Here is a 25,160-nt window from a genome sequence, read left to right as displayed (position 1 = left end):
TGGGTTCAGTGACTGTCTGTGGAGAGTTATTGTCCATTGGGTGCCTCCTTATCTAAGGCCTGTAGCAATATTCCTTTGGAAATGACACCTAAATAACGGCTATTGTTATCTATGACAGGAACGGCACAAGGAGATTGCGCGACAGTGGATATCAATTCATTCAGCGGAATATCTGCTGAAACGGCGGTTGGTTTTTCCAAGATGGCATGTTCAATGGATTTTTTTTCTGCCAATGCTTGTTGCAGGGAATTGACAGATACCACGCCAATAAACTTCTGGCCTTTTTCAATTAAATAACCATAGTTTCTGTCTTCATTATCCAGCACTTTCAAAGCAGAGCGGGGACCAAAGCCTACTGCGGTATGAAGCAATGTTTCTGGCCGACGGCGGGCAATGTCTTTGGCTGAGAAAACATGTCCAACATCCACACCGCGGAAGAAAGTTTTGACATAATCATTAGCGGGGCTATTCATAATCTCATCAGGTGTGCCGACTTGAACGACAATGCCGTCCTGCATGATGGCAATGCGATCACCGATACGCATTGCTTCATCCAAATCGTGGGAAATAAAAACAACGGTACGTTGATGTTCCCCTTGCAGGCGCAGTAATTCATCTTGCATTTCAGCGCGGATGAGAGGATCGAGGGCTGAGAATGCTTCATCCATTAACAGAATATCGGGATTGTTAGCCAAAGCCCTCGCTAACCCAACACGTTGCTGCATCCCACCGGAAAGTTCATCGGGATATGATAGCGCGTAGTTTTCGAGATTGACTTGTTGCAACGTTTCAAGTGCTTTTTGATGACGCTCTTCTTTGGGAACGCCGGCAAGTTCCATACCAAATGCCGTATTTTCCAGAATATTCAAATGTGGCATAAGTGCAAACGACTGGAAGACCATGCTGATCTTGCTACGGCGAACGTCTCGTAGCTGAGTTTCTGTGATGGTGGAAATATCTTCGTTGTCGATAAGTACATGACCTTTGGTCGGCTCTATCAGACGATTGAGAAGACGTACTAGTGTGGATTTACCTGAACCAGATAATCCCATGATCACAAATATTTCGCCTTCTTCAATGGCCAGATTGACATCTTGAACACCGACGGTAAGACCTGTTTTTTCAAGTATTTGTTCTTTACTGAGACCGGTTGCTAATAACTTAAATGCTGGCTCAGGATTATTACCAAATATTTTATAGAGATTCTTAACTTCAAGTTTAACAGTCATGGAATAATATTTTCCTGTTGTTGATGATATATTGTGTTCAATTACTCCGGTGTTATTTTACCAACATATACCCTAACATATTAAAATACACTGACAACCCTTTATTTAACATCGTTAATAAAAAGTTATGCTTTCCATAGCATAATATTGGTGGGAAGGCGAATTTTTTGGGTGTTAATTTAGTAAAGCTCAACTGTGTAAATAAATTTTTTGTAGAAAAATCATTATCATTAATGAAGTTATTTTTTGTTTCTGGCGTGTTTTATTGGTTTTACAATCTTTTTGTTTTTTATTCTTTCTTTTGATGTGTATAATAATGCACATTCTAATTATAGGAAAAATCATGAAAAAGTGATGGGTTTAAATTATTGTCATAATATGGTTATGTGATTGGTGAGTGTAATTCTATAGTGTATAAATAGCGGTATAACAAGGATATACATCATTTTTATTTGTCGTTTTTTAATTGATTAACCGTATGGTGTTAAATTGAAATACAGTATTAAATATTTATTTTATTCATTCTCTCTTTTTGGGTTTTTATATTAAACAGCGTATTAATAAATATAGAATTTAATATCTAATAATTGGTGAAATAACGAATTATTAGATATTATGCCGGGTTCATCATTTTACCACTCTAAGGAAATAAAATAGTCATTGCTAAGGAAAATAATCACAAGATTTAGTGCCTAGGGAGTTGATCTTCATATAGTTTGTAAGTGAACGTTGTTAATGCCTGTATATAACTGTCTTTTTCACTCCATTGAGTTGATTGACAACAGTGTAGTGTATCTTTATTTAGGGGAATTAGCACTCGATTATCGTTTTCTGACTTAGTATAAGCCAATGATATACCACGGTGTTTGCCATAAATAATAACACTTCTAGTAAAATTTCTGGGTGCTATATTATTTAATAATAATAAAAACTAACATATGTATATTATATTGAGATAATTTAATTATGAAATTTATACTATATATAGTGCCTTATTAAAATATCTTATCCATATATGGTGTTTTAATCTTTTTTAAAGAGGTAACATTAAAAATAAAGTATTATAACTTATTGGCAGAGCCATAATTTTAATTGTCAGAGGGCGCGATGGTTTCTTTATCAAATTGTCAGATGTGTAACCGAATTCATCATTGCAAATTGATGAATGAGAGATCTAGGCTAGTACAGAAATTTTTAATAATAAATTAAATGGAGGTAGTTTATGTATCATCATTACCTGAATACTCCAGATGGATTTCCCAAGCCTTATGTACATATCACTGCGGACGATGAAGGAGTAACCAGTATCTATTTCGTCAACGAAAAGAAAGAATTAGAATCGAAGAGTGTGATAACCAAGCAGTGCGTGAAAGAGCTGCAGGAATATTTTAAAGGGAAACGGCTAACATTTACCGTCCCTTTAAGTATGCAGGGAACTGAATTCCAAAAACGTGTTTGGCAGAAACTGTGTAAAATTCCTTATGGCGAAATGTGGAGTTATAAACAGTTGGCACTAACGTTGGGATCGGTAAATTATTGCCGTGCGGTCGGTATGGCGAATTCACGCAACCCTATTTCTTTGATTGTGCCTTGTCATCGGGTGATTGGACATGATGGTAAATTGGTTGGCTACACCGGTGGGCTGGATATCAAAAGGTGGTTACTCGATCATGAAAAGAATAGAAAGGTAAAAAGTAAACAGAATTAAAATAAAACGCTAATTTATTTGTGAAATCACCATTGGCGTATAAAATCAATCAATGTAATTAAACAAAAAGTGTGTTTTTTTACATTCGGTTATATGTTTCGTGATCTATGTTGCAGACAGTGGACTATATTATTTGCTGTACTGTACGTGACACAGAGTTCGTGTCTTTTTTATTAAAGGTAAGTTTTAATGTCAAAAATTAAAGGTAACGTTAAGTGGTTCAATGAATCCAAAGGATTTGGTTTCATCACTCCAGAAGATGGTAGTAAAGATGTTTTTGTACACTTTTCCGCCATTCAGTCTAGCGGATTCAAGACTCTGGCCGAAGGCCAAAAAGTAGAGTTTGAAATTACTGAGGGTGCGAAAGGTCCATCTGCTGCAAACGTTGTCGCAATCTAATTTCGAATCCCGTATTCTGAAAACCCGTTTTGATAACGGGTTTTTTTATTTTATTAGCTTTTAGACTAATCGTCTTTCAAGATACGTCTTATATCTCCTGCTACGCGGGGAAATATAGACAAACAAAGCTGCAACTTGAAGTTGGATTAGTATAGATAGTTACAGTTTGTTCATCATGGCAAAAGCCAATATTGTCATCAACAATGAGCCGATTATATTCACCAAAATACTAAACAGTGCCCAACCTATTTTTCCGACCTGCAATAAGTGAACGACTTCAGCGGAAAAGGTGGAAAAGGTCGTTAGCCCACCGCAAAACCCTGTCGTTAGCATCAGCTTCCAAACCGGATCGAGATGTGTGGCTTTATTAAAATAGGCCAAACCCAATCCAATGATAAAGGCACCAAGACAATTTGCCGTCAGCGTACCAACGGCAATAGGGGAAGCAGGGGTATTTAGGCGAAGGCTGATGAACCAGCGTAGTACACTACCCATGCCACCACCAATAAATACAGCAAATATAATATTCATCATGATGGTGGCAACAGATTATTTGATCTCTACGCCCTTGGCCTGCAAGTCAGCATGGTATGAAGAGCGAACAAACGGACCACAGGCAGCATGGGTAAAGCCCATTTCTAACGCGGCTTCTTTCATTTCATCGAATTCAGCGGGACTGACATAACGCTGTACTGGCAGGTGATGGCGGCTTGGCTGTAAATATTGCCCCAAAGTCAGCATAGTAACACCGTGTCTACGCAAATCACGCATGACCTCTAAAATTTCTTCATTGGTTTCGCCTAATCCCACCATTAAGCCTGATTTAGTTGGAATACCAGGGTGTGCTTCTTTGAATTTTTCCAGTAGTTTCAACGACCAGTCATAGTTAGCACCAGGACGAACTTGACGATAAACCCGTGGTACGTTTTCCAAATTGTGGTTGAACACGTCAGGGGGAGTTGCAGTCAGTATTTCCAGAGCACGATCCATACGCCCGCGGAAATCTGGTACTAACGTTTCAATCTTAATTGATGGGTTTTTTTCACGAATAGCCGTGATACAGTCAGCAAAATGTTGTGCACCACCATCACGCAGATCGTCACGGTCAACCGATGTAATAACGACATAACGCAGCCCCATGTCCTGGATAGTCTGCGCGAGCTTGATAGGTTCATTTGCATCAGGTGCATTTGGGCGACCATGGGCGACGTCACAGAATGGACAGCGACGAGTACAGATGGCGCCAAGGATCATAAAAGTGGCGGTTCCGTGGTTAAAACACTCAGCAAGGTTAGGGCAGGAGGCTTCTTCACAGACAGAATGCAACCCATTTTTGCGCATTGCCGCTTTGATACCCTGAATGCGGCTGGAATCCGCAGGAAGTTTGATTTTCATCCACTCAGGTTTACGCAAAAGTGCTTCACGTTCTGTGGCAATTGTTTTCACAGGGATCAAAGCCATCTTGTCTGCGTCGCGGTATTTGACACCTCGTTCCATCTGAATTGGTTTACTCATAATCGTGCTTCTTCCAGTTATATTCTTCAGATTTTGACTTACTGCCTGATGGTTATGAGAAAAATATCGAGGCCAATAAATCCATTCAAATTTTTTTGAAAAATGTTAAAAAATTATATCATCTTTCATCGATGAGTTGGAATCCCAAGAGCTGACAGAATTTTTCCACCAGAATGGGTTGTACATCTTCAATGGTCACTCCGGTGACGAAGTCACTGAGTTGAACCATTTGCATTCCTGCATAACCACAAGGGTTTATGCGTAAAAATGGTTGTAAGTCCATTGCAATATTCAGTGCCAGACCGTGGAAAGAACATCCTTTTCGGATACGCAACCCAAGGGAACATATTTTGTTACCTGCGACATAAACTCCGGGAGCATCTGGGCGGGCATATGATTCCACGCCAAAATGAGTCAGCGTTTCGATGACGGTATTTTCGATTGAAGTGACCAATTGACGCACCCCAATTTTTGACCGTTTTAAGTCAATCAAAACATACATGACCTGCTGTCCGGGACCATGATAAGTAATCTGTCCTCCCCTGTCTGACTGAACGACAGGGATATCACCAGGTGCAAGTATATGTTCAGTTTTGCCGGCTTGGCCTTGCGTAAATACTTTTTCATGTTGGACAAGCCAGATTTCATCAAGTGTTTCCGCTGTACGTTGCTCGGTGAACTGGTGCATAGCATCAGAAACCGGTTCGTAAGGCTGAATACCTAACTGGCGTAAAATAATGGTGTTATGTTGCAATGGAAATTTCATCATTCATTAACAAAAAGTGCCCGCCAGTATAACGCTGTAAGATGATTCCCACCAGTTTGAGAATGCCTTAATGCAACAATATTGTTCATTAGGCGAATATATTTTTATTTTATATTATCATAGTTATATATTTTGACGATTTTCCCTTTAATCTCCTGTTTGAGCTAGCAGATGGTCAAAAAAAACCAATTCCTGATTGTGGGGCATCTTTGTAGTTTTCTGGTGCTCCTTTACAGCCTCTCAATGTTGCTGCCTACTTTTGTGGCTCTGTTTTATAAAGAAAAAAGTGTTTTTGCTTTTTTTGAGACATTTGTCATTGGCTTGGTTACAGGTGGAATAGGCTGGTACTTTACCCGTAAAACCAAGGCACAGCCCAGTACACAAGATGGATTTCTTATCATTGTACTTTTCTGGCTATTGTTCTCATTGCTGAGTGCTCTGCCTTTTGTACTCGATAAAAGTTTAAATATCAATTTGGTAGATGCAATGTTTGAAGGGATATCTGGCATTACGACTACCGGAGCCACGGTATTGAATGATGTCTCAGCCCTACCAAAGTCCGTGCTCTATTATCGTGCTCAGCTCAATTTTATTGGTGGTTTGGGAGTCATTGTCCTTGCCGTTGCCATTTTGCCTTTATTGGGGATTGGTGGTGCCAAACTCTACCAATCAGAAATGCCCGGCCCTTTCAAAGAAGAACGGTTGACTCCCCGGCTCGCGGATGGTGCCAAGAGTTTGTGGGTAGTATATTTGTTGCTGGGTGGGCTCTGTTCAGCCAGTTTTTGGGCCGCAGGAATGTCGTGGTTTGACGCTATCTGTCATGGGATCTCAACGGTGTCTTTGGGTGGATTTTCTACTCGCAATGAGAGTCTTGGTTATTACGACAGTGCAGCTATTGAAATGGTGGGGGGCATTTTTTCAGTCCTGTCAGCCGTCAACTTTACGCTCTATTTTGTTGCCCTGACGCGCAGGAGCTTAAAACCGCTGCTAAAAAATGCTGAATTGCAATTTTTCTTACTGGTGTTGGCGGTGATCGTTGGCATTATCTGGTTAGAATTATACCGTTCAGGCATGTATGGCGTGACAGAAGCCTTTGTTCACGGCTTTTTCATGACCAGTTCTATGATGACGGATAATGGTTTAGCAACCTCTGATTATGCTCAATGGCCTCCCCATACAATATTGCTATTGCTGGCAGTGAGTTTTTTTGGTGGCTGCGTGGGATCAACGTGTGGGGGCATTAAAGCTCTCCGTTTCATGATCCTGGCAAAACAGAGTGTGAGTGAGATTAACCAGCTCATTCATCCCAATGCCATCTCAACGATTAAGATTGGCAAATCAGTGGTTCAGGAGAGGGTATTGCGTTCTGTCTGGGGATTCTTTTTTCTCTATGTCTTTTTTAGTTGTTTTTTTATCTGGGCCTTGAATTTGCTCGGTTATGATTTGATGACTTCATTTGCCACTGCGGCGGCTTGTATTAATAACATGGGGATAGGATATGGTGCGACAGCGCAAGGATTCGGTGATCTTGACCCTATAGCGAAATGGATGATGTGTGCGGCCATGTTGTTGGGACGATTGGAAATTTACCCGATACTGATTTTATGTTCAAAAGCGTTTTGGCGTTTTTGAACAGAATGTCAGAGCGAACATCAATTAATGTTATGGCGCATTGGGCTAAGTCTCCACGAAATAATCATGCTTGCATCTGATATTAACAATGCGCTGATGTGTATCAGCGCATTGTATTTTAATGAATCGAGTTTTAATGGATCGTAGTTTTACTATTATAGTACAACGCGAACCAACTCCAATTGACCCAACTCTTCATACAGCGTTTCAACTTGCTCAATATGTGTCGCATTGATGGTAATAGACACGGAATGGTAATTGCCTTTGCTGCTGGGTTTCACGACTGGAGAATAATCTCCCGGGGCATGGCGTTGAACAACTTCAATCACTTGATCCACCAGCTCAGGTTGAGCCAAGCCCATCACTTTGTAGGTGAATGAGCAGGGGAACTCAAGCAGTTCATTTAATTTCGTTTTCATGGATATTCCTAAAATATCTTTGCCACGGCATCGTGGTTAATTTGCCGTGGCGTGGTCATTTTCTAACGGTATGTAATCAATATAGGCGCTCAAGAAATCAGCCGAACCAGTGATGGAACATCAGTCGGATATAATCGATCATACGACTAAAGAATCCACCTTCTTTGACTTCTTGCATCACAACTAATGGACGTTGTTCAATGGTTTTACCATCAAGCTGGAAGTTGATAGTCCCGACAACTTGATTTTTAGCGAGTGGTGCATGTAGTTCGGTATTGTCTAATACATAGCTAGCTTTCAGGTCTTTCAAACGGCCACGAGGGATAGTCAGGTAAACATTTTTGTCCACACCTAATTGCACCTTATCAGTATCACCATACCAGATTGGCTCTGACGCAAATTCTTTACCAACTTGTAGTGGTGAAACCGTCTCGAAGAAACGGAAACCCCACGTCAATAATTTCTTGCTGTCGGTTTCGCGCCCTTTGGAGGTTGGGCTACCCATTACCGCAGAAATCAGGCGCATATTGCCTTCGGTAGCAGAAGCAACCAGGTTATATCCCGCGCCGCTGGTGTGGCCTGTTTTAATACCATCAACATTCAGGCTCTTATCCCATAGCAAGCCATTGCGATTAGGCTGATGAATATTGTTGTAAGTAAAATCTTTTTCTTTGTAGATAGCATATTCATCTGGAACATCACGGATCAGGGCTTGGCCAATCAAAGCCATATCATGGGCAGAGCTGTATTGACCGTTGGCATCCAAACCATGCACGGTTTGAAAATGGGTATTTTTCAGCCCCAAACTTTGCACATATTGATTCATTAAGCTAACGAATGCATCTTGGCTGCCTGCCACATAGTCTGCCATCGCAACACAGGCATCGTTGCCAGATTGCAAGTTGATACCGCGGGAGAGCATAGCGACAGAAACTTGATCACCGGGTTTTAAAAACATCAGGGACGAGCCTTTAAATACCGGGTTACCCGTTGCCCAGGCATCTTTACCTACAGTAACAATATCATCTGGTTTGATTTTTCCTGATTTGATGGCTTGGCCAATGACGTAGCTGGTCATCATTTTGGTCAGACTTGCAGGATCACGGCGGACATCTGCATCCTTTTCGGCCAATACCTTTCCTGAGTTGTAATCAATCAGAATATAGGCTTCTGAATCCAGTTCTGGTACACCAGGGATCATGGTCTTGAAATTATCATCCGCGTAGGCAGATGCGGAAATGCTGGCAGCCAGAGCAATGCCTAACGTGGCTCTTTTAATAAAACGGGAAGTAACTATGTATTTCATGATTGATTAGATAACATCCGTGAGAGAAGGATTGATAATAACTGACATAATAACAAATGAAAAAAAAGCTGACATTAAACAAAACTGAGTGCAGCAGATTTATCTGCCTGCTGACAGGAAAATATCAGCAGGCGGGTGATGCTTTTTATCGCGTTATCGTGATTGTGTTTAAGGGATCAGGGGGCAACAATAAACGAAGATTGCTGCATCTGATCTGTCAATTTCTTTTGTAATTCCATAGCTTGCTGGCGGCTATTGAATGGTCCAAGCTGGACGCGATAGACGTTACCAAATGGGATAATACGCCCTTGAACATTAAAGCGCTGGCTCAATGACTGTTGCCATTCTTTGGCTTTTGGTTCAGCGCTGATTGCGCCTACTTGTACCATGTAACTGTTTGTTGATTCAGTTGCAGGGGAGGTAATAACTTGTTCAGCGGGTGGTTGTTTCTCTGTATTCTCGTTAGCAGGAAGCATTGATGATTGAGGGCTAAGATTAGGTCTTTCAGGTAAAGCAAAGCTTTGTTTAACAATCGTCGATCCTTCTGTTCCCAGACCGGAAAGTGAGCCATCAGGTGAAACGAGAATGCCATCCAATTTTACTTTACTTTGTGGCATCAAATTGAGCCGCTCTGCTGCTGCATGAGATAATTCGATAATTTTCCCTGGCTTATTGTAAGGGCCGCGATCATTGATCCTAACAATCATCATGCGTCCATTGCTTAAGTTGGTGACACGAACATAACTTGGAATAGGCAGTGTCGGGTGTGCTGCCGCTAAAGCATAGGGACTTGCTCGTTCACCAATAGCAGTCAGTTTTCCATTGGAATCTTCCCCGAACCAACTCGCATAGCCTGTTTGGGTAAAGTGAGCAGGATCTTGTACTATGTGATAGGTTTGCCCATCCCGCTGATAATCTTGGTTGGCATTTGGATGGTAAGGTTCATATTGAGGCTCAGCCCCCATAACTTCACGAGTTGGAAGTGGGGGAAGAGAAGGTGTCCGAACGTTATCTGTTGTGGTACAACCTGATATTAGTACAGCCACGATGCTAAGTATAAGCCATTGTTGACGCATGAAACTTCTTCCTCATAAGCTTTTGGACAATAATTTACGATGCGTATGTATCGACATGATAATGCCGAACCCCGCCATTAGGACAATTAATGCTGATCCCCCATAACTAATCAACGGCAGGGGAACACCGACTACCGGCAGGATACCGCTTACCATGCCGATATTGACAAAAACATAAACAAAGAAAATCAGTGTCAATCCTCCAACCATGACTCGGCCAAAAGTATTCTGCGCTTTGGTTGCAATAAATAAACCACGCATAATGACCAGCAAGTAGAGTACCAGCAAAACCAGGACGCCAATCAATCCCAACTCTTCAGACAGAACGGCAAAAATAAAATCGGTATGTCGCTCCGGCAGGAATTCCAACTGCGATTGAGTGCCTTGTAACCAGCCTTTTCCAAATATTCCCCCTGAGCCAATAGCTATTTTAGACTGAATAATATGGTAACCTTTGCCCAATGGGTCACTTTCTGGATCTAATAGCATCATAACGCGGGCGCGTTGGTAATCATGCATCAGGAAGAACCATAATATTGGGATGAAACAGGCAAGTAATAAAGCAGCAATACCAATGAGTTTCCAATTCATTCCCGCCAAAAATAGGATGAATATCCCAGAGGCAGCAATCAAAATAGATGTGCCTAAATCGGGTTGTGCTGCTACCAGTAGAGTAGGGACAAAGGTCAAAGCTAATGCAATGCCTGTATTTTTCAGTGAAGGTGGACAGAGATCTCGATTCATAAAGCGAGCTACCATCAAAGGCACGGCGATTTTGGCAATTTCTGACGGTTGGAAACGTACAATACCCAGATCCAGCCAACGCTGCGCCCCCTTACTAATTTGCCCAAAAACATCAACGAAGATGAGCAATATGACACAAACAATATAGAGATAGGGCGCCCAGTTTTCGTACATGCGTGGAGGAACCTGAGCTAAAGCGATCATCATGATGAGGCCCATGATGACCTGTCCTATTTTGCGCTCCATCATCTCAATGTCTTGCCCACTGGCACTCCACATAATGAAAAGGCTGTAGACCAGTAATGCCAGAACGCATAGCAATAATGGAATATCTATATGTAGTCGAGTCCAGAAAGGGATCTTGTTTGATGAATCTGTCATGGTGTTACTCAATAGTTTCTGTTTTGGGTAGCTTGTGTTTTGGCCGTATTGACTCCTGTTTCAGCGGCGGCGCTGGCAGGAGAGGTGTTTTTGCTATCCCTGAGTAAAATATGATCCAGAATTTGGCGAACAATAGTGCCGACAGGCGGCCCAGCGCCACCATTTTCAAGAATGATGGAAACGGCAACCGTCGGGTTGTCATAAGGTGCAAAGGCAATCATCAGCTTATGGTCACGTAGATGTTCAGCAAGCTTACTTGCATTATAGGTTTCGTAACTGAAAACCTGAGCTGTACCTGATTTAACCGCCGCTTTATATGGCGTACCGGCAAAGGATCTACGCGCTGTGCCATTTGGGGCATTGGCAACACCATACATGCCATCTTTAGCAATTTCCCAATACCCAGAATGAATATCCCCAATCGGTTCGCTGGCAGGGGGCTGGTAAGGCTGCATTTCGCCATTTACACGCGTATTCATCAAAAAATGGGGTGTTTTTACTACGCCATCATTAATCAAAGTCATTAAAGCTTTTACCATCTGCATAGGGGTTGCAGTCCAGTATCCTTGGCCGATACCAACGGAAATTGTATCGCCTTGATACCACGGTTTTTTATAGCGTTTAAGTTTCCATTCACGGGTCGGCATATTACCAGGATTTTCTTCTTTCAAATCAATGCCAGTAAATTGACCATAGCCGAATTTCGTCATCCATTCGGAGATCTTATCGATACCCATATCATAGGCGAGTTGATAGAAAAAAGTATCCGCTGACTCGACAATCGATTTGTGCACATTCAGTTTGCCATGCCCCCAACGCTTCCAATCACGGTAACGCTTCTCTGAGCCTGGCAGTTGCCACCATCCAGGATCATTGATGGTAGTGTTTTTTGTAATGACATCACTACTAAGGGCGGCAACGGCAATAAAAGGCTTCACTGTTGATGCTGGTGGATAAGCGCCTTGTGTGGCACGGTTAATTAAGGGACGATTGGGGTCATTGAGCAGAGATTTATAGTCCTGACTTGAAATACCATCGACAAACAGGTTCGGATCATAGCTTGGGTTGGAAACCATAGCCAACACCTCCCCTGTGCGGGGATCGGTAACAACAACGCCTGCCCGGCTGGTCGTCAGTATCTCTTCAATATAGGTTTGCAGCTCTAAGTCAATGGACAGGTAAATATCTTTGCCAGCTTGTGGTGGTTGTTCATGTAGCTGGCGGATCACTTTACCGCGGTTATTGACTTCGACTTCCTCATAACCCGGTTTGCCATGCAGAACGGATTCATAATAACGTTCAATACCCAATTTTCCAATATCATGGGTGGCGGCGTAGTCTGCAAAAATACCTTCTTTTTCTAGTCTATCTACATCCTTGTCGTTAATTTTGGCAACATAGCCAATCACATGGGTGAGAGCGGAACCATAGGGGTAATAGCGACGTTGGTATCCTTTGATTTCCAATCCCGTAAAGCGATATTGGTTGACGGAGAACCGAGCAACCTGAACTGGAGTCAATGATGTTTTTAGCGGAATGGAGGTAAAACGACGTGCACGTTGACGCTCTTTTTGGAAGGTTTCAATATCTTCGTCAGTCAATCCAACGACAGAGCGTAGCTCGGTTAGAGTCTTATCAAGATCAGCGACTTTTTGTGGCACAATTTCTAACTGATAAATAGTTCGGTTAGCCGCTAACGGTGTACCATTACGGTCATAAATGATACCCCTGCTTGGGGCTATAGGAACGAGCTTAATGCGATTTCCATTCGAGCGGGTTTGGTAATCTTCGTGGCGCGTAATCTGGAGATGATAGAGATTGGCAAATAGGATGCCTGTTAAAATAATAATGCCGATAAACGCCACGAATGCGCGGCGTATGAATAAGGCCGATTCAGCAGAATGATCGCGAAAAGGGGTTCGTTGATTCTTCATCCCATTGCCAGAATTCACGGTGTCAGATTACCCAATTTATTCCCGATGATAAGGGTGGTTAGTAGTGATGCTCCACGCCCGATAAAGGCTCTCCGCAACCAAAACTCGTACAAGAGGATGTGGCATGGTTAAAGGAGAAAGTGACCAGCTTTGTTCCGCGGCTGCTTTGCAGGCGGGCGCCAAGCCTTCAGGGCCACCAATTAACAGGCTGACGTTTCTGCCATCCAGTTTCCAGCGTTCAAGTTGTTGTGCCAATTGTGGGGTATCCCAACGAGAACCAGGAATATCCAGAGTCACAATACGATTACCTTTACCAACGGCAGCCAGCATCTGTTCGCCTTCTTTTTCCAGAATGCGTTTGATGTCAGCATTTTTGCCCCGTTTTCCCGCTGGAATTTCAATCAGCTCAAAAGGCATATCCTTGGGAAAACGATGCAAATAATCCATAAAGCCGGTCTGTACCCAGTCCGGCATTTTTGTTCCTACAGCGACCAGTTGTAACTTCAAACTCAACTCCAGAGTTTTTCCAATTCGTACATACGGCGACTGTCTTCTTGCATCACATGAACCATGATCTCGCCGAGATCGACGACTATCCAGTCTGAAATGCCTTGTCCTTCAACACCTAAAGGCATAATACCGGCTTGGCGGCAGTCATCCACCAGATGATCTGCCACAGACATCAAGTGGCGATTTGATGTTCCGGTGCAGATAACCATGCAGTCAGTAATGCTGGATTTTCCACGAACGTCTATAGAAACAATATCTTGTGCTTTGGAATCTTCAAGTCTATCAATAACAAATTGTTGTAGTTCTGTGCCTTGCAAAAGGATCACCTTTATTTCATCAAATTGGTTAAGTAACGCAGAATAATAGCACGCCAATCTCTATAAAAGTAAGCGAGTTAGCTGCAAATCACCGCATGGTTTCGTTATTTCTTATATAGTCCCTGTGAATCGATATAATTTTGTATCGATGGGGGCAGCAAATCATCACAACTTATTCCTTGTTGGTGACGCTGACGAATATCTGTTGCTGAAATGTTCAACAACGGAGTGGCCGCTAGGTAAATATAACCGTGAGGTTTTTGGCTCAGTGGGAGGGAAGAACCAATTTGGTGCTTTTCAAGCCACGATTGCATTCCTGGAGCCGTAAGTTGGCTTTGATAACCCGGACGGGAGCAGACCAACAGATGACAAATATCGAGCAACTCTTCCCACTTATGCCAGGTATGAATAGTTTGTAATGAATCCTGGCCAATGATGAATGCCAATGGATGTTGCTCACCGATTTCCTGACGAAAGGATTTCAGTGTTTCTATTGTGTAAGAAGGCGCTTGTCGCTCTAGTTCACGGGTATCCACAGTAAATAGAGGGTTACCCTGCACGGCTAGACGAACCATTTCCAGTCGTTGCTGGGCGGTTGCCTCTGGCTGAGGGCGGTGTGGGGGAACGTGATTTGGTAATAAGATAACCTGCTTGAGTCCCACTAATTGAGCCAGTGCTTCTACAGGGCGTAAATGACCATAATGGATAGGATCAAATGTGCCTCCAAATAATGCCTGAATAACCGGATAATTTCTATTAGTTACAAAATCAGTGTTATTGATTGGGGCAATATTCGTTGAGTCAATATCTTGATCGATATTGGTTGGATCAATAGATTCAAGCATTCAGGAAGTTCTCTGGTAATGGTTTTCCGCATAACAACATGGAAAGCGTTTCCAGGTCAGCCCAAATAGATTGGCTATAATCCTGTTTGACGCGCAGTTCCATCTGGGTCAACAAATGTATGGCAGATCGCAGCTCTCGCTGTGACAGGCGCTGTAGTGCGGTTGACAGCAAGGCTCTACGGTTTTGCCAAATCTTGTGTTGATCAAACAAAGTCTTCAAAGGGACGGTTGTACATTGACGCTTAAGTACCAGAAGCAGCATTAGCTCCCTCTGTATGGTACGGAGCAAAATAACCGTCTCGGTATCTTCCTGCCGCAGTTGTTTCAGTATATGCCATGCCCGCTTTATTTTTCCTGCCAGCAAAGCATCAACCCAATGATAAGGAGAAAAGTGAGCCGCATCGTTAACAGCTTCTTCTACACGAGGAAGTGTCAATCGATTATCAGGATAGAGCAGGGAAAGGCGCTCCAGGGCTTGGGCCATTGCCAATAGGTTTCCTTCATAGCAATAGCACAGTAATTGATTGGCTTCATTTTCCAGTAATAGCCCCATGTTCTTAGCACGTTGTGCCACCCATTGTGGCAGGCGATTTTGCTCAGGTGTCAAGCAACTGACATATACCCCATTTTGCCCAATTGTTTTGAACCAAGAACTATTTTCCTGCGCTTTCGTCAGCTTGTGTCCGCGCAATATCAGCAGGATATCTGAATGCAGCAATCCTGACAGCTTGGTTAGCCGCTCTGCCATTGCGGCATTTGGACCATTTTCTGGAAGCAGCAGGTTGAGAGACTGACGGTTGGTAAACAGGCTAAGTGACTGACATAGATTAAAAATTTCATCCCAATCGGTATGGTTATCCAATGTAAAGGTGAAATTCTCCATAAAGCCATGTTGCTCAGCCACTTTGCGGATGCTGTCTTGACTTTCCTGCAATAGTAATGGTTCATTACCCCATAGCAGGTAGCTGCCTCGCAGCCCTTCATTGAGCTGCGAGGGAAGTTGTTCAGGATACAGTCGGATCATTGCTTCTGTGTAGCCGCAGCTTTTTGTTTTGTCTCGGCTTTCAGGAGTTCTGAGCTATGAACAGTCAGCAATTGGCGCATCAGTTGACGGGCAGCCTGTTCACGCATTTCCTGTTTAACCAGTTCATTTTCTGCATCTTTTGCCAGCGCTTCCAATGAGTTATCGAAGAAAGAACGATCAACCTTTGCCCGCAATGGATAGATGCTGCCATCTGGCATGAGAACTTGTGCATCAACATTCAGTACCAACAGACGTTCAGCCGCTTTACCATTCTGAAAGATAGAAACTGTCTCTTTGTTTTCATGAGAGCCAACCAATTTCAGAATAGGTAATGAAGCATTGCCATTTTCCACAATTTTGACATCGTTCAGCCGAAGTTGCTGACGTACTGCCCGTGCCAGGGGCCCATACGGGTCACCAGAACTTAATTGCAAGGTTTGCAACTCCTTTGGTACTTGTGTTGTGCCTCGAAGATGAAAACCACAGCCAGCGGTGACTAGCACCGCTAACCCGAGCAAAAATGTACAAATATGATGTCGTAGATTCTTTTCTACCACAAATAGGATCTCCTGTTATCAGCCTACAACCAGATTCAGTAACTTACCTGGAACATAGATGACCTTGCGGATACTAACGTCTTCAAGATATTTCTTCACACCGTATTCTTGCGTTGCCATCTCTTGGACATACTCTTTTGTTGCATCTGCCGGTACCGTAATGCGACCACGAACCTTACCGTTAATTTGGATAATGACCAGTTTAGTATCGTCTACCATTGCCTGCTCATCAGCTTGTGGCCATTCCACAGTGTCAATGTCCCCCTCATTACCAAGTGCTTTCCACATGACGAAGCAAGCGTGCGGTGTAATCGGTGAAAGCATACGCACAATCGCTGTTACTGCTTCTTGCATCAGAGCACGATCTTGCTCTGTTTCCTGTGGTGCACGAGTCAGTTTATTCATCAGCTCCATGATGGCCGCAATGGCAGTATTGAATGCTTGACGGCGACCAACATCATCAGTGACTTTCGCAATGGTTTTGTGCAAATCACGGCGCAGATCTTTCTGTTCTGTCGTCAGATTGCTGATATCCAGTGGCTGGGTTGTCCCTTTGTTGCTGTGCTCGTAAACCAGACGCCAAACACGTTTCAGGAAGCGGTTAGCACCTTCCACGCCAGACTCTTGCCATTCCAGGGTCAGTTCTGGTGGTGCAGCGAACATCATAAACAGACGAACGGTATCTGCGCCGTATTTATCGACCATAATTTGTGGATCGATACCATTGTTCTTGGATTTTGACATTTTGCTCATGCCGGTATAAACCAGCTCATGGCCGTCTTTATCTGTTGCTTTGACAATACGACCTTTCTCGTCGCGCTCAACAATGGCATCAGTTGGAGATACCCAGACTTTCTCACCGCTATTGCCGGTATAGTAGAAGGCATCAGCCAGAACCATGCCTTGGCACAGCAGGCGCTTGGCAGGTTCATCAGAGTTGACCATGCCAGCATCACGCATCAATTTATGGAAGAAACGGAAGTACATCAGGTGCATGATAGCGTGTTCAATACCACCGATGTATTGATCCACTGGCAACCAATAGTTAGCCGCTGCCGGATCCAACATGCCTTTATCATAATCTGGGCAGGTATAGCGTGCGTAATACCATGAGGATTCCATAAAGGTATCAAAGGTATCAGTTTCAAGCAGTGCAGGCTGGCCGTTAATGGTCGTTTTTGCCCATTCAGGATCCGCTTTAATTGGGCTGGTGATCCCATCCATCACGACATCTTCTGGCAAAATTACCGGTAATTGATCTTCTGGAACAGGGACAACAGTGCCATCTTCCAGTGTTGCCATTGGAATTGGCGCACCCCAATAACGTTGACGCGAAACGCCCCAGTCACGCAGGCGGTAATTGACTTTACGCTGTCCGACGCCCATTGCAACCAGTTTGTCTGCGATAGCATTGAAGCCTTCTTCATGGCTCAGGCTACTGAATTCACCGGAATTGACCAGCGCATTTTTATCAGTAACCGCTGCTTCCTGAACGTTTGGTATATTACCATCGTTGTCCAGAATAACGGCTTTTATTGGCAGGCTGTATTTAGTGGCAAATTCCCAGTCACGTTGATCGTGTCCTGGAACAGCCATCACCGCACCAGTGCCGTATTCCATCAAGACAAAGTTAGCAACCCAGATAGCGAGTTTTTCATTGGTTAATGGATGAATGACAAACATGCCAGTTGACATGCCTTTTTTCTCCATCGTTGCCATATCAGCTTCGGCAACTTTGGTATTACGGCATTCGTCAATAAATTTCACCAGTTCAGGATTATTTTCCGCAGCTTGCTTTGCCAGAGGATGACCTGCTGCCACTGCGACATAAGTGACTCCCATGAAAGTATCAGGGCGTGTAGTGTACACGGTGAGTTTTTCCTGACTGTCAGCAACATTGAACGTGATTTCGACACCTTCAGAACGGCCAATCCAGTTGCGTTGCATGGTCTTGACCTGTTCCGGCCAATCTTCCAGTTTATCCAGATCGTTTAGCAGCTCTTCTGCGTAAGCGGTGATCTTAATGAACCATTGTGGGATCTCTTTACGCTCAACCTGGGTATCACAACGCCAGCAACAGCCATCAATAACCTGCTCATTTGCGAGAACAGTCAGATCATGTGGGCACCAGTTAACGGCGGAAGTTTTTTTGTATACCAGACCTTTTTCGTACAATTTAGTGAAGAACCACTGTTCCCAGCGATAGTATTCTGGCGTACAGGTCGTGACTTCACGATCCCAATCATAGCCAAAACCCAGTTGTTTTAACTGGCTTTTCATGTATTCAATGTTGGAATACGTCCACGGAGCTGGGGCGGTATTATTCTTGACCGCTGCGCCTTCTGCTGGCAAACCAAACGCATCCCAACCGATAGGTTGCAATACGTTTTTGCCCAGCATGCGCTGATAACGGGAAATTACATCACCCATAGTGTAGTTACGGACGTGGCCCATATGTAGTCGGCCAGAAGGATAAGGTAGCATGGACAGGCAATAGTATTTTTCTTTGCTGCTGTCTTCTGTCACTTTGAACGTTCGCTTCTCTTGCCAATGAAGCTGGACTTGTTGTTCTATGTCTTCTGGGCGATATTGTTCTTGCATGGCACCGATAATCCTATGGTGAGTAATAAAGCTACGCCTTTAGCGCGTTTAGTTTGTTTATGAAATCTAAGGTTCCATAGCATAGCTGATAAGGGATAGGGGCAACAACTCTTGTTAAAGGCGGAATGCGGAAAATTACTTATTTTTAGGGAAAATTTAAAATCGGCGGTAGTTTTGCCTTCCGCCGATAAGGAAAAATCAGTGTAGAATTTTCGCCAGAAAATCGCGGGCGCGCTCCGATTTTGGGTTAGCAAAGAAATCTTCTTTCTTACTGTCTTCGACAATTTTGCCTTCATCCATGAAAATAACGCGATGTGCTACTTTCTTGGCAAATCCCATTTCATGGGTGACGACCATCATGGTCATGCCTTCGTTCGCCAATTCCACCATAACATCCAGTACTTCATTAATCATTTCAGGATCAAGGGCAGAAGTAGGCTCATCAAACAGCATTGCAATAGGATCCATGCAGAGTGCACGGGCAATGGCAACACGTTGTTGCTGGCCACCGGAGAGTTGTGCAGGAAATTTATCCGCATGGCTGGCTAACCCAACTCGCTCTAGCAGTTTTAAGCCTTTTTCAGTCGCTTCTTTCTTGTCGCGCTTTAACACTTTAACTTGAGCCAGTGTCAGGTTTTCAATAATCGATAGGTGAGGAAAAAGTTCAAAGTGCTGAAACACCATCCCCACCTTGGAGCGCAATTGTGCCAGATTGGTGCTCTTGTCATTGACTTTTGTGTCGTTTACTCGAATTTCACCTTGCTGGACAGGTTCAAGACCATTGACCGTTTTTATCAGTGTGGACTTACCGGAACCAGATGGCCCACATACCACGACTACTTCGCCTTTTTTGACTTCAGTTGAGCAGTCAGTAAGAACCTGAAATTGGCCATACCACTTGGATACATTTTTCAGGGAAATCATCAAACAGTCCTTTTCTTCAAATAGTTAACCAGCATAGAAGCGGAAAAACTAATCACAAAATAAACAAAGCCGGCAAACAGAACCATTTCAATTTGGGTTCCATCGCGCTCACCAATATTCGTTGCTGTACGGAAAAAATCCGCCAGACTCAATACATATACCAGAGAAGTATCCTGGAATAATACAATGCCTTGTGTTAGCAGCAATGGGATCATGGCCCGAAATGCTTGTGGCAGTATGACCAACCGCATGCTTTGCAATTGAGTCATACCCAGTGCCAGCGCAGCAGAAGATTGCCCGCGGGAAATACTCTGAATACCTGCCCGAATTATTTCGGCGTAGTAAGCTGCCTCAAAGAGCGAAAAAGCTACCATTGCAGAAATTAAACGGATATCGGTTTTTGGTGAAATACCTAGAATATTTTGTAATAAGTTAGGCACAATCAGATAAAACCACAGTAATACCATCACCAGTGGAACGGAGCGGAACAGGTTAACATATAGGGCTGCAAACCAGCTTAATGCCTTGATGGATGAGAGGCGCATTATCGCCAGCATGGTTCCCCAGACAATGCCGATGATAACGGCTATTACGGTAATTTTTGCCGTTATCAATAATCCATCCAGAAGGAAGGGTAAACTTGGTACAATTGAACTCCAGTCAAACTGATACATTTTTTATCGCCCTCCCATATTGCCGGGTAAACGTACTTTTTTCTCCAATATGTTCATGGCAAGCATGATCACCAGGTTGATACCTATGTAAGCCAGAGTGATCGCTGTGAATGATTCATAGGCGTGAGCGGAGTAATCCAGCAATTTATTGGCTTGAGCAGCCATATCAACCAACCCGATTGTGGAAGCAATGGCAGAATTTTTCACCAAATTGAGCATTTCTGAGGTCATGGGGGGAATTATCACTCGGTAGGCGTTTGGCAGCAGAACGTAACGATAGGTTTGTGGCAAGGTTAGCCCCATTGCCAGACCTGCGGCTTTTTGCCCTCTTGGGAGTGACTGAATTGCCGCGCGAACTTGCTCACATACACGGGCAGCAGTGAATAACCCTAAGCAGATGACTGAGGAGATAAAAAATTGGATATTGGGATCCAGCTCCATTTTGAACCAATCACTCAAATTTTTTGGCAGGAATTCAGGAACCACCAGATACCAGGTAAAGAATTGGACAATAAGAGGAACGTTGCGAAATAACTCCACATAACACGTTCCAAGCCCGGAAAGAAATTTATTCGGGGCTGTGCGAAGAATACCGAATAATGAACCGACAACGAATGCAATGATCCAGGCACAAGCGGAAAGTGCCACCGTTACCTGAAAACCAGAAATAAGCCACCCCAGATAGGTGGTATTACCAAAAGGGGCGGCTTGTAAAAAGATGCCCCAATCCCAATTAGTGGACATAATCGAACTCCCTGATATGGGGTTAGCTGTCATTCATCGAATTTAAATCTGGAAAAAATGAGGTAGGGAACGACTACCTCATACCCGTCTTGCCAATGAAATCGGGATTTTGTTTGCTTAATTCAATGCCTTATCGTTTGGTGACTTAAACAAAGCTCTCATTTCATCTGACATAGAGAAGTTTAAATTCAGGTTCTTAGGTGGAATGGGTTCTTTGAACCAGCGATCAAACATTTTTTCTGCTTCACCGGAGGTTTGTGTTTTGGCAATAACGTCATCAATCAATTTCTTGAATTGAGGATCATTTTTGCGCAGCATACAGCCGTAGGCTTCTTCTGATTGTGGTTTGCCAACAATGATCCATTGATCGGGTTTTTTAGCTTTCGCTCGTTCACCAGCGAGTAAAGCATCATCCATCATAAAGGCGACAGCACGACCTGATTCCAGAGTACGGAATGAATCACCGTGGTCTTTGGCGCTGATAATACGCATTTTCATTTGCTTTTCATCGTTGAGTTTATTTAACAAGATTTCAGAGGTTGTACCAGAAGTCACCACAACATTTTTTCCTGCCAGATCATCAAACCCCTTGATGCCTGAATCTTTTTTGGTCAGCAGGCGAGTACCGACGGAAAAGATGGTATTGGAGAATGCCGCTTGTTTCTGTCGTTCAACGTTGTTGGTGGTAGAGCCACATTCAAAATCGAAAGTACCGTTTTGTAGCAGAGGAATACGGTTCTGGGAGGTAATCGGGATCAGCTTAATTTGCAAATTAGGCATATCGAGCTTTTTCTTGACGGCATCAACGATCAGGTTGGAATAATCTTGGGAATAACCAACGACATTTTGTTGATTATCGTAGTAAGAGAATGGAACCGACGATTCTCGGTGTCCAACAACGATGATGCCGTTATCTTTGATTTTTTTCAGTGTTCCTGTCAATTCCTCAGCATGGGCAGTCCCGACTGCGCTAAGCAACATCATAGTTAACATCAACTTACGCATATACAGCTCCTTTATCTGGTTATTTTTTGTGAAATTGAATTTGCTTACAAATAATTGTGTTTTTGCATGTTTCTACATAAATAAGACTGTCGAAACGATTTTTCGTGTCATTTTGTTTATATGTCGTAAAAAAATAATTCAAAATGTTACTTTTTTGAAACCATAATGTTTCTATTTCGCGACCTGCATCGCACTATAAATAAACAATTTCATTTATGTGTGGTTAAAAAGAGAATAATATTGAATAGTGTTCACACTTTGTACTATTTGAAATAATATTCTGTTTTAGAGGGTATTTTATGGTGATATATGTGAGGAATTATTGTTATTTCGGTGATGAAATCGATAGTTAAATGAAATCAGGACATAAGTAATATGCCCTGATCACTATTAACGTTTAATTACAGGAAAATAGAAACTCAAGCTTTGCGGCGTTTTTTTATCAAAGCAAAGATAAAAAACAGGGCACTTGTTCCCCATATTGGCCAATTGCCGAAGCGAAAATAAGGTGTTATCCCTGTGGCTGGGGTTACTTTGGTTTCCAATACCTGTCGGGTAAATTGTGGAAGTTCAGCCTGAATGGAGCCATCCGGGTTAATTACTGCTGTAACACCATTATTTGTTCCTCTTAGCAGAGGACGGCCTAGTTCAAGAGCACGCATCCGTGCCATTTGGAAATGTTGCCAAGGGCCAATGGAACGTCCAAACCAGGCATCATTAGAAACGGTCAAGAGGAACTCGGTGTCAGGTTTGAAATTATCACGCACCTGTTCACCCAAAATAATTTCGTAGCAGATAGCGGCAGTAATGTTGTGCCCGGCAACAGAAAGTTGAGGCTGGATGTAATTACCTTGGCTAAAAGAAGACATCGGCAAATTGAATAAAGGTGCTAGTGGCCGCAGTATTGATGCCAATGGCACGAACTCACCAAACGGTACCAGGTGATGTTTATCGTAGCGGGTTGGTGCTGGGTATTGGTAAGGTATCTTATCCCCTAATACGATGATGCTGTTATAGAATTTATAGCCTTCCAACGTCGGTCGGGCGTCCACAATGCCAGTGATCAAGCTGGTATTATGTTTTCTCAGCACGGTATCCAGTTTAGTCAGAAAATCACTCTGGTTATATTCATAATCAGGAATAGCAGATTCCGGCCAGATGATGATTGGCGTTTTACCGATGAAGGGGCGACTGTTATCCAAATAGATATCCAGTGTTTTCCCAAGAGCGCTGGACTCCCACTTAATGGCTTGGGGAATATTACCTTGAACCAAAGCAATATCAGTGGCTTTTTCTGGTTGTAGGGTATACCACTGGTAATGCCTCATTGACCACGGCAACAGTAGCAGGATAATGGCGAAAATAGCTGCGGAAATTTTTTTCTGGGTAACAGAAACAACCAGCAATCCGCTGATCATCATCAGTAAGAAGGTAATACCTTCTACACCCAGAATAGGCGCAATGGCTTTCATCGGGCCATCAATTTGGCTGTAACCAAATTGTAACCATGGAAACCCAGATAACACCCAACCACGCAAGAATTCTGTCAATTGCCACAGCGCTGGACTGGCTATAACCAGCCTGATGCTATTAGAAGCCGGAAAAAAGCGGTTCAATACACCAGTAAATAAAGCGGGATAAAGGGCAAGATAGGCAGATAGCAAGATCACCAAAAAGATATTGATAGCGGTTGGCATGCCACCAAAGTCAGCGATACTGACATAAACCCAGTTTGCGCCACTGCCGAATAAGCCAAGGCCCCAGCATAAACCAATCAAGCAAGCCTGGCGGGTTGTTCTGTTTAAAGAAAGGATTTGCAAGCCAAAAAGGGAAACAAGAGCAGCAGGCCAGAAATCAAAAGGTGAAAAAGCCAGCGTTCCACTGGCTCCGAAGAAAAGTGCCAGCACGGCACGTAACCGCTGGCAACTCATTAATGAGGCTTTGTTCATCCAGATCCTATTTATTGTTTATCAAGGCTAGGAACATCAGCATCATCCGGTATTTTTACATGAACCTGAATGATTTTACGGCTATCAGACATTGCCACTTTGAAAAGGTAGCCATCAATGGTGATGGATTCCCCACGTGAAGGCAGATGCCCAAATGCCTGCATGACTAACCCACCAATAGTATCAACCTCTTCATCGCTGAAATTAGTGCCAAAAATGTCATTAAAATCCTCAATTTGAGTCAATGCCCGCACTGAATAGGAATGGCGACTTAAGGCACGAATATCGTTATCTTCATCATCATCGTATTCGTCTTCTATTTCACCCACAATCAGTTCAAGAATATCCTCAATGGTGACCAGCCCCGAAACGCCGCCAAATTCGTCGATCACAATCGCCATATGGTAGCGTTGGGAACGGAATTCTTTCAGCAGGCGGTCAACACGTTTACTTTCCGGCACGACAACAGCCTGACGAAGGACTTTATCAATGCTGAAAGGTTCTGCATTTGTACGCATGAAAGGTAGCAGATCTTTCGCCATTAATATGCCTTCGATATGATCTTTGTCTTCGCTGATCACAGGAAAGCGTGAGTGAGCCGAGTCGATAATAACATCCAGACATTCGTCCAGAGATTGGTTGCGTTTTAAGGTAACGATCTGTGAGCGTGGGATCATAATGTCACGCACGCGTTGATCAGCAATATCTATGACACCTTCGAGCATCTCGCGGGTGTCGGGATCGATTAGGTCATTCTGTTCAGAATCACGGATCAGTTCAACCAAATCATCACGGTTTTTCGGTTCACCGTGGAAAAGCTGATTAAGAAGTGCAAAAAAGCCTTTCTTAGGGCCAGGGTTATCGTTACTTGAAGGATGGTCGTCGCTCATGGCGTTTTAAT

The 25,160-nt window shown here is 43.3% G+C and carries 24 protein-coding genes; 3 read left to right on the top strand and 21 right to left on the bottom strand.

The window, feature by feature from the left end; genetic code table 11:
* Positions 1 to 26: 26 nt before the first annotated feature.
* On the bottom strand, positions 27 to 1,229 hold the full coding sequence (gene proV / locus WDV74_RS11610) for a glycine betaine/L-proline ABC transporter ATP-binding protein ProV (protein ID WP_338882954.1): 1,203 nt from the start codon (positions 1,227 to 1,229) through the stop codon (positions 27 to 29).
* 1,222 nt (positions 1,230 to 2,451) lie between these two features.
* Between proV and WDV74_RS11605 the strand changes: the two genes are divergently transcribed.
* Both WDV74_RS11605 and cspE read left to right on the top strand, forming a co-directional pair.
* Positions 2,452 to 2,937 carry a methylated-DNA--[protein]-cysteine S-methyltransferase gene (locus tag WDV74_RS11605; RefSeq protein WP_338882953.1) on the top strand — a complete coding sequence of 162 codons (486 nt, stop codon included), beginning with the start codon at positions 2,452 to 2,454 and terminating at the stop codon, positions 2,935 to 2,937.
* A gap of 189 nt (positions 2,938 to 3,126) precedes the next feature.
* Positions 3,127 to 3,336 (top strand): transcription antiterminator/RNA stability regulator CspE, encoded by a 210-nt coding sequence (gene cspE / locus WDV74_RS11600; protein ID WP_047769142.1) that lies wholly within the window; start codon positions 3,127 to 3,129, stop codon positions 3,334 to 3,336.
* Positions 3,337 to 3,495: 159 nt separating this feature from the next.
* On the opposite strand, the gene crcB is transcribed toward cspE, so the two are convergent.
* The 3 genes from crcB to lipB all read right to left on the bottom strand — a co-directional run bounded on the left by crcB (position 3,496) and on the right by lipB (position 5,617).
* Positions 3,496 to 3,870 (bottom strand): fluoride efflux transporter CrcB, encoded by a 375-nt coding sequence (gene crcB, locus WDV74_RS11595; RefSeq protein WP_338882952.1) that lies wholly within the window; start codon positions 3,868 to 3,870, stop codon positions 3,496 to 3,498.
* 15 nt (positions 3,871 to 3,885) lie between these two features.
* Positions 3,886 to 4,851, bottom strand: coding sequence for a lipoyl synthase (gene lipA, locus WDV74_RS11590; RefSeq protein ID WP_338882951.1), 966 nt, complete (start codon positions 4,849 to 4,851; stop codon positions 3,886 to 3,888).
* A gap of 118 nt (positions 4,852 to 4,969) precedes the next feature.
* Positions 4,970 to 5,617 carry a lipoyl(octanoyl) transferase LipB gene (lipB, locus tag WDV74_RS11585; RefSeq protein WP_338885598.1) on the bottom strand — a complete coding sequence of 216 codons (648 nt, stop codon included), beginning with the start codon at positions 5,615 to 5,617 and terminating at the stop codon, positions 4,970 to 4,972.
* A 171-nt stretch (positions 5,618 to 5,788) separates the two neighbouring features.
* On the opposite strand from lipB, the gene WDV74_RS11580 reads away from it, so the two are divergent.
* Positions 5,789 to 7,249: a TrkH family potassium uptake protein gene (locus tag WDV74_RS11580; protein WP_338882950.1), complete on the top strand. Its 1,461-nt coding sequence runs from the start codon at positions 5,789 to 5,791 to the stop codon at positions 7,247 to 7,249.
* A gap of 155 nt (positions 7,250 to 7,404) precedes the next feature.
* Here WDV74_RS11580 and ybeD read toward each other — a convergent pair whose 3' ends face one another.
* The 17 genes from ybeD to corC all read right to left on the bottom strand — a co-directional run bounded on the left by ybeD (position 7,405) and on the right by corC (position 25,149).
* Complete coding sequence (gene ybeD / locus WDV74_RS11575) at positions 7,405 to 7,668, bottom strand: DUF493 family protein YbeD (RefSeq protein ID WP_047769148.1); 264 nt, start codon at positions 7,666 to 7,668, stop codon at positions 7,405 to 7,407.
* 97 nt (positions 7,669 to 7,765) lie between these two features.
* Positions 7,766 to 8,974 (bottom strand): D-alanyl-D-alanine carboxypeptidase DacA, encoded by a 1,209-nt coding sequence (dacA, locus tag WDV74_RS11570; RefSeq protein WP_338882948.1) that lies wholly within the window; start codon positions 8,972 to 8,974, stop codon positions 7,766 to 7,768.
* Between the two features lie 176 nt (positions 8,975 to 9,150).
* Positions 9,151 to 10,050: an endolytic peptidoglycan transglycosylase RlpA gene (rlpA, locus tag WDV74_RS11565; protein WP_338882947.1), complete on the bottom strand. Its 900-nt coding sequence runs from the start codon at positions 10,048 to 10,050 to the stop codon at positions 9,151 to 9,153.
* A 12-nt stretch (positions 10,051 to 10,062) separates the two neighbouring features.
* Positions 10,063 to 11,175 carry a peptidoglycan glycosyltransferase MrdB gene (gene mrdB / locus WDV74_RS11560; protein ID WP_338882946.1) on the bottom strand — a complete coding sequence of 371 codons (1,113 nt, stop codon included), beginning with the start codon at positions 11,173 to 11,175 and terminating at the stop codon, positions 10,063 to 10,065.
* 8 nt (positions 11,176 to 11,183) lie between these two features.
* Positions 11,184 to 13,109, bottom strand: coding sequence for a peptidoglycan DD-transpeptidase MrdA (gene mrdA / locus WDV74_RS11555; RefSeq protein WP_338882945.1), 1,926 nt, complete (start codon positions 13,107 to 13,109; stop codon positions 11,184 to 11,186).
* Positions 13,110 to 13,145: 36 nt separating this feature from the next.
* Entirely contained in the window at positions 13,146 to 13,616 is a 471-nt protein-coding gene (gene rlmH, locus WDV74_RS11550) for a 23S rRNA (pseudouridine(1915)-N(3))-methyltransferase RlmH (protein WP_189760560.1), read from the bottom strand.
* A gap of 2 nt (positions 13,617 to 13,618) precedes the next feature.
* Entirely contained in the window at positions 13,619 to 13,945 is a 327-nt protein-coding gene (gene rsfS, locus WDV74_RS11545) for a ribosome silencing factor (protein ID WP_189760561.1), read from the bottom strand.
* Positions 13,946 to 14,040: 95 nt separating this feature from the next.
* Positions 14,041 to 14,781 (bottom strand): nicotinate-nucleotide adenylyltransferase, encoded by a 741-nt coding sequence (gene nadD / locus WDV74_RS11540; RefSeq protein WP_338882943.1) that lies wholly within the window; start codon positions 14,779 to 14,781, stop codon positions 14,041 to 14,043.
* Positions 14,774 to 15,805, bottom strand: a complete 1,032-nt coding sequence (gene holA / locus WDV74_RS11535; protein ID WP_338882942.1) for a DNA polymerase III subunit delta — start codon at positions 15,803 to 15,805, stop codon at positions 14,774 to 14,776. The genes nadD and holA overlap by 8 nt, the downstream gene beginning before the upstream one ends.
* The gene (gene lptE / locus WDV74_RS11530; protein WP_338882941.1) at positions 15,802 to 16,362 is read right to left on the bottom strand and encodes an LPS assembly lipoprotein LptE; all 561 of its coding nucleotides are present in this window, start codon (positions 16,360 to 16,362) and stop codon (positions 15,802 to 15,804) included. Before lptE ends, holA begins: the two co-directional genes overlap by 4 nt.
* Before the next feature lie 18 nt (positions 16,363 to 16,380).
* Positions 16,381 to 18,963, bottom strand: coding sequence for a leucine--tRNA ligase (gene leuS, locus WDV74_RS11525; RefSeq protein WP_338882940.1), 2,583 nt, complete (start codon positions 18,961 to 18,963; stop codon positions 16,381 to 16,383).
* A 198-nt stretch (positions 18,964 to 19,161) separates the two neighbouring features.
* Complete coding sequence (locus WDV74_RS11520) at positions 19,162 to 19,887, bottom strand: amino acid ABC transporter ATP-binding protein (protein WP_086108039.1); 726 nt, start codon at positions 19,885 to 19,887, stop codon at positions 19,162 to 19,164.
* On the bottom strand, positions 19,887 to 20,561 hold the full coding sequence (gene gltK, locus WDV74_RS11515; protein WP_338882939.1) for a glutamate/aspartate ABC transporter permease GltK: 675 nt from the start codon (positions 20,559 to 20,561) through the stop codon (positions 19,887 to 19,889). The genes WDV74_RS11520 and gltK overlap by 1 nt, the downstream gene beginning before the upstream one ends.
* 3 nt (positions 20,562 to 20,564) lie before the next feature.
* A complete protein-coding gene (locus WDV74_RS11510; RefSeq protein ID WP_338882938.1) occupies positions 20,565 to 21,305 on the bottom strand; it encodes an amino acid ABC transporter permease in 741 nt (246 codons plus the stop codon).
* A gap of 117 nt (positions 21,306 to 21,422) precedes the next feature.
* Positions 21,423 to 22,316, bottom strand: coding sequence for an amino acid ABC transporter substrate-binding protein (locus WDV74_RS11505; RefSeq protein ID WP_338885596.1), 894 nt, complete (start codon positions 22,314 to 22,316; stop codon positions 21,423 to 21,425).
* Between the two features lie 413 nt (positions 22,317 to 22,729).
* Positions 22,730 to 24,259, bottom strand: coding sequence for an apolipoprotein N-acyltransferase (gene lnt, locus WDV74_RS11500; protein WP_338882936.1), 1,530 nt, complete (start codon positions 24,257 to 24,259; stop codon positions 22,730 to 22,732).
* A gap of 11 nt (positions 24,260 to 24,270) precedes the next feature.
* Entirely contained in the window at positions 24,271 to 25,149 is an 879-nt protein-coding gene (gene corC / locus WDV74_RS11495) for a CNNM family magnesium/cobalt transport protein CorC (RefSeq protein ID WP_338882935.1), read from the bottom strand.
* Between the last annotated feature and the right edge of the window lie 11 nt (positions 25,150 to 25,160).

Source organism: Xenorhabdus sp. TH1, from assembly GCF_037260955.1.
Classification (GTDB): Bacteria; Pseudomonadota; Gammaproteobacteria; order Enterobacterales; family Enterobacteriaceae; genus Xenorhabdus; species Xenorhabdus griffiniae.
The sequence above is the reverse complement of the archived record's forward strand: the minus strand, read 5'-3'. Positions and strand labels throughout refer to the sequence as shown.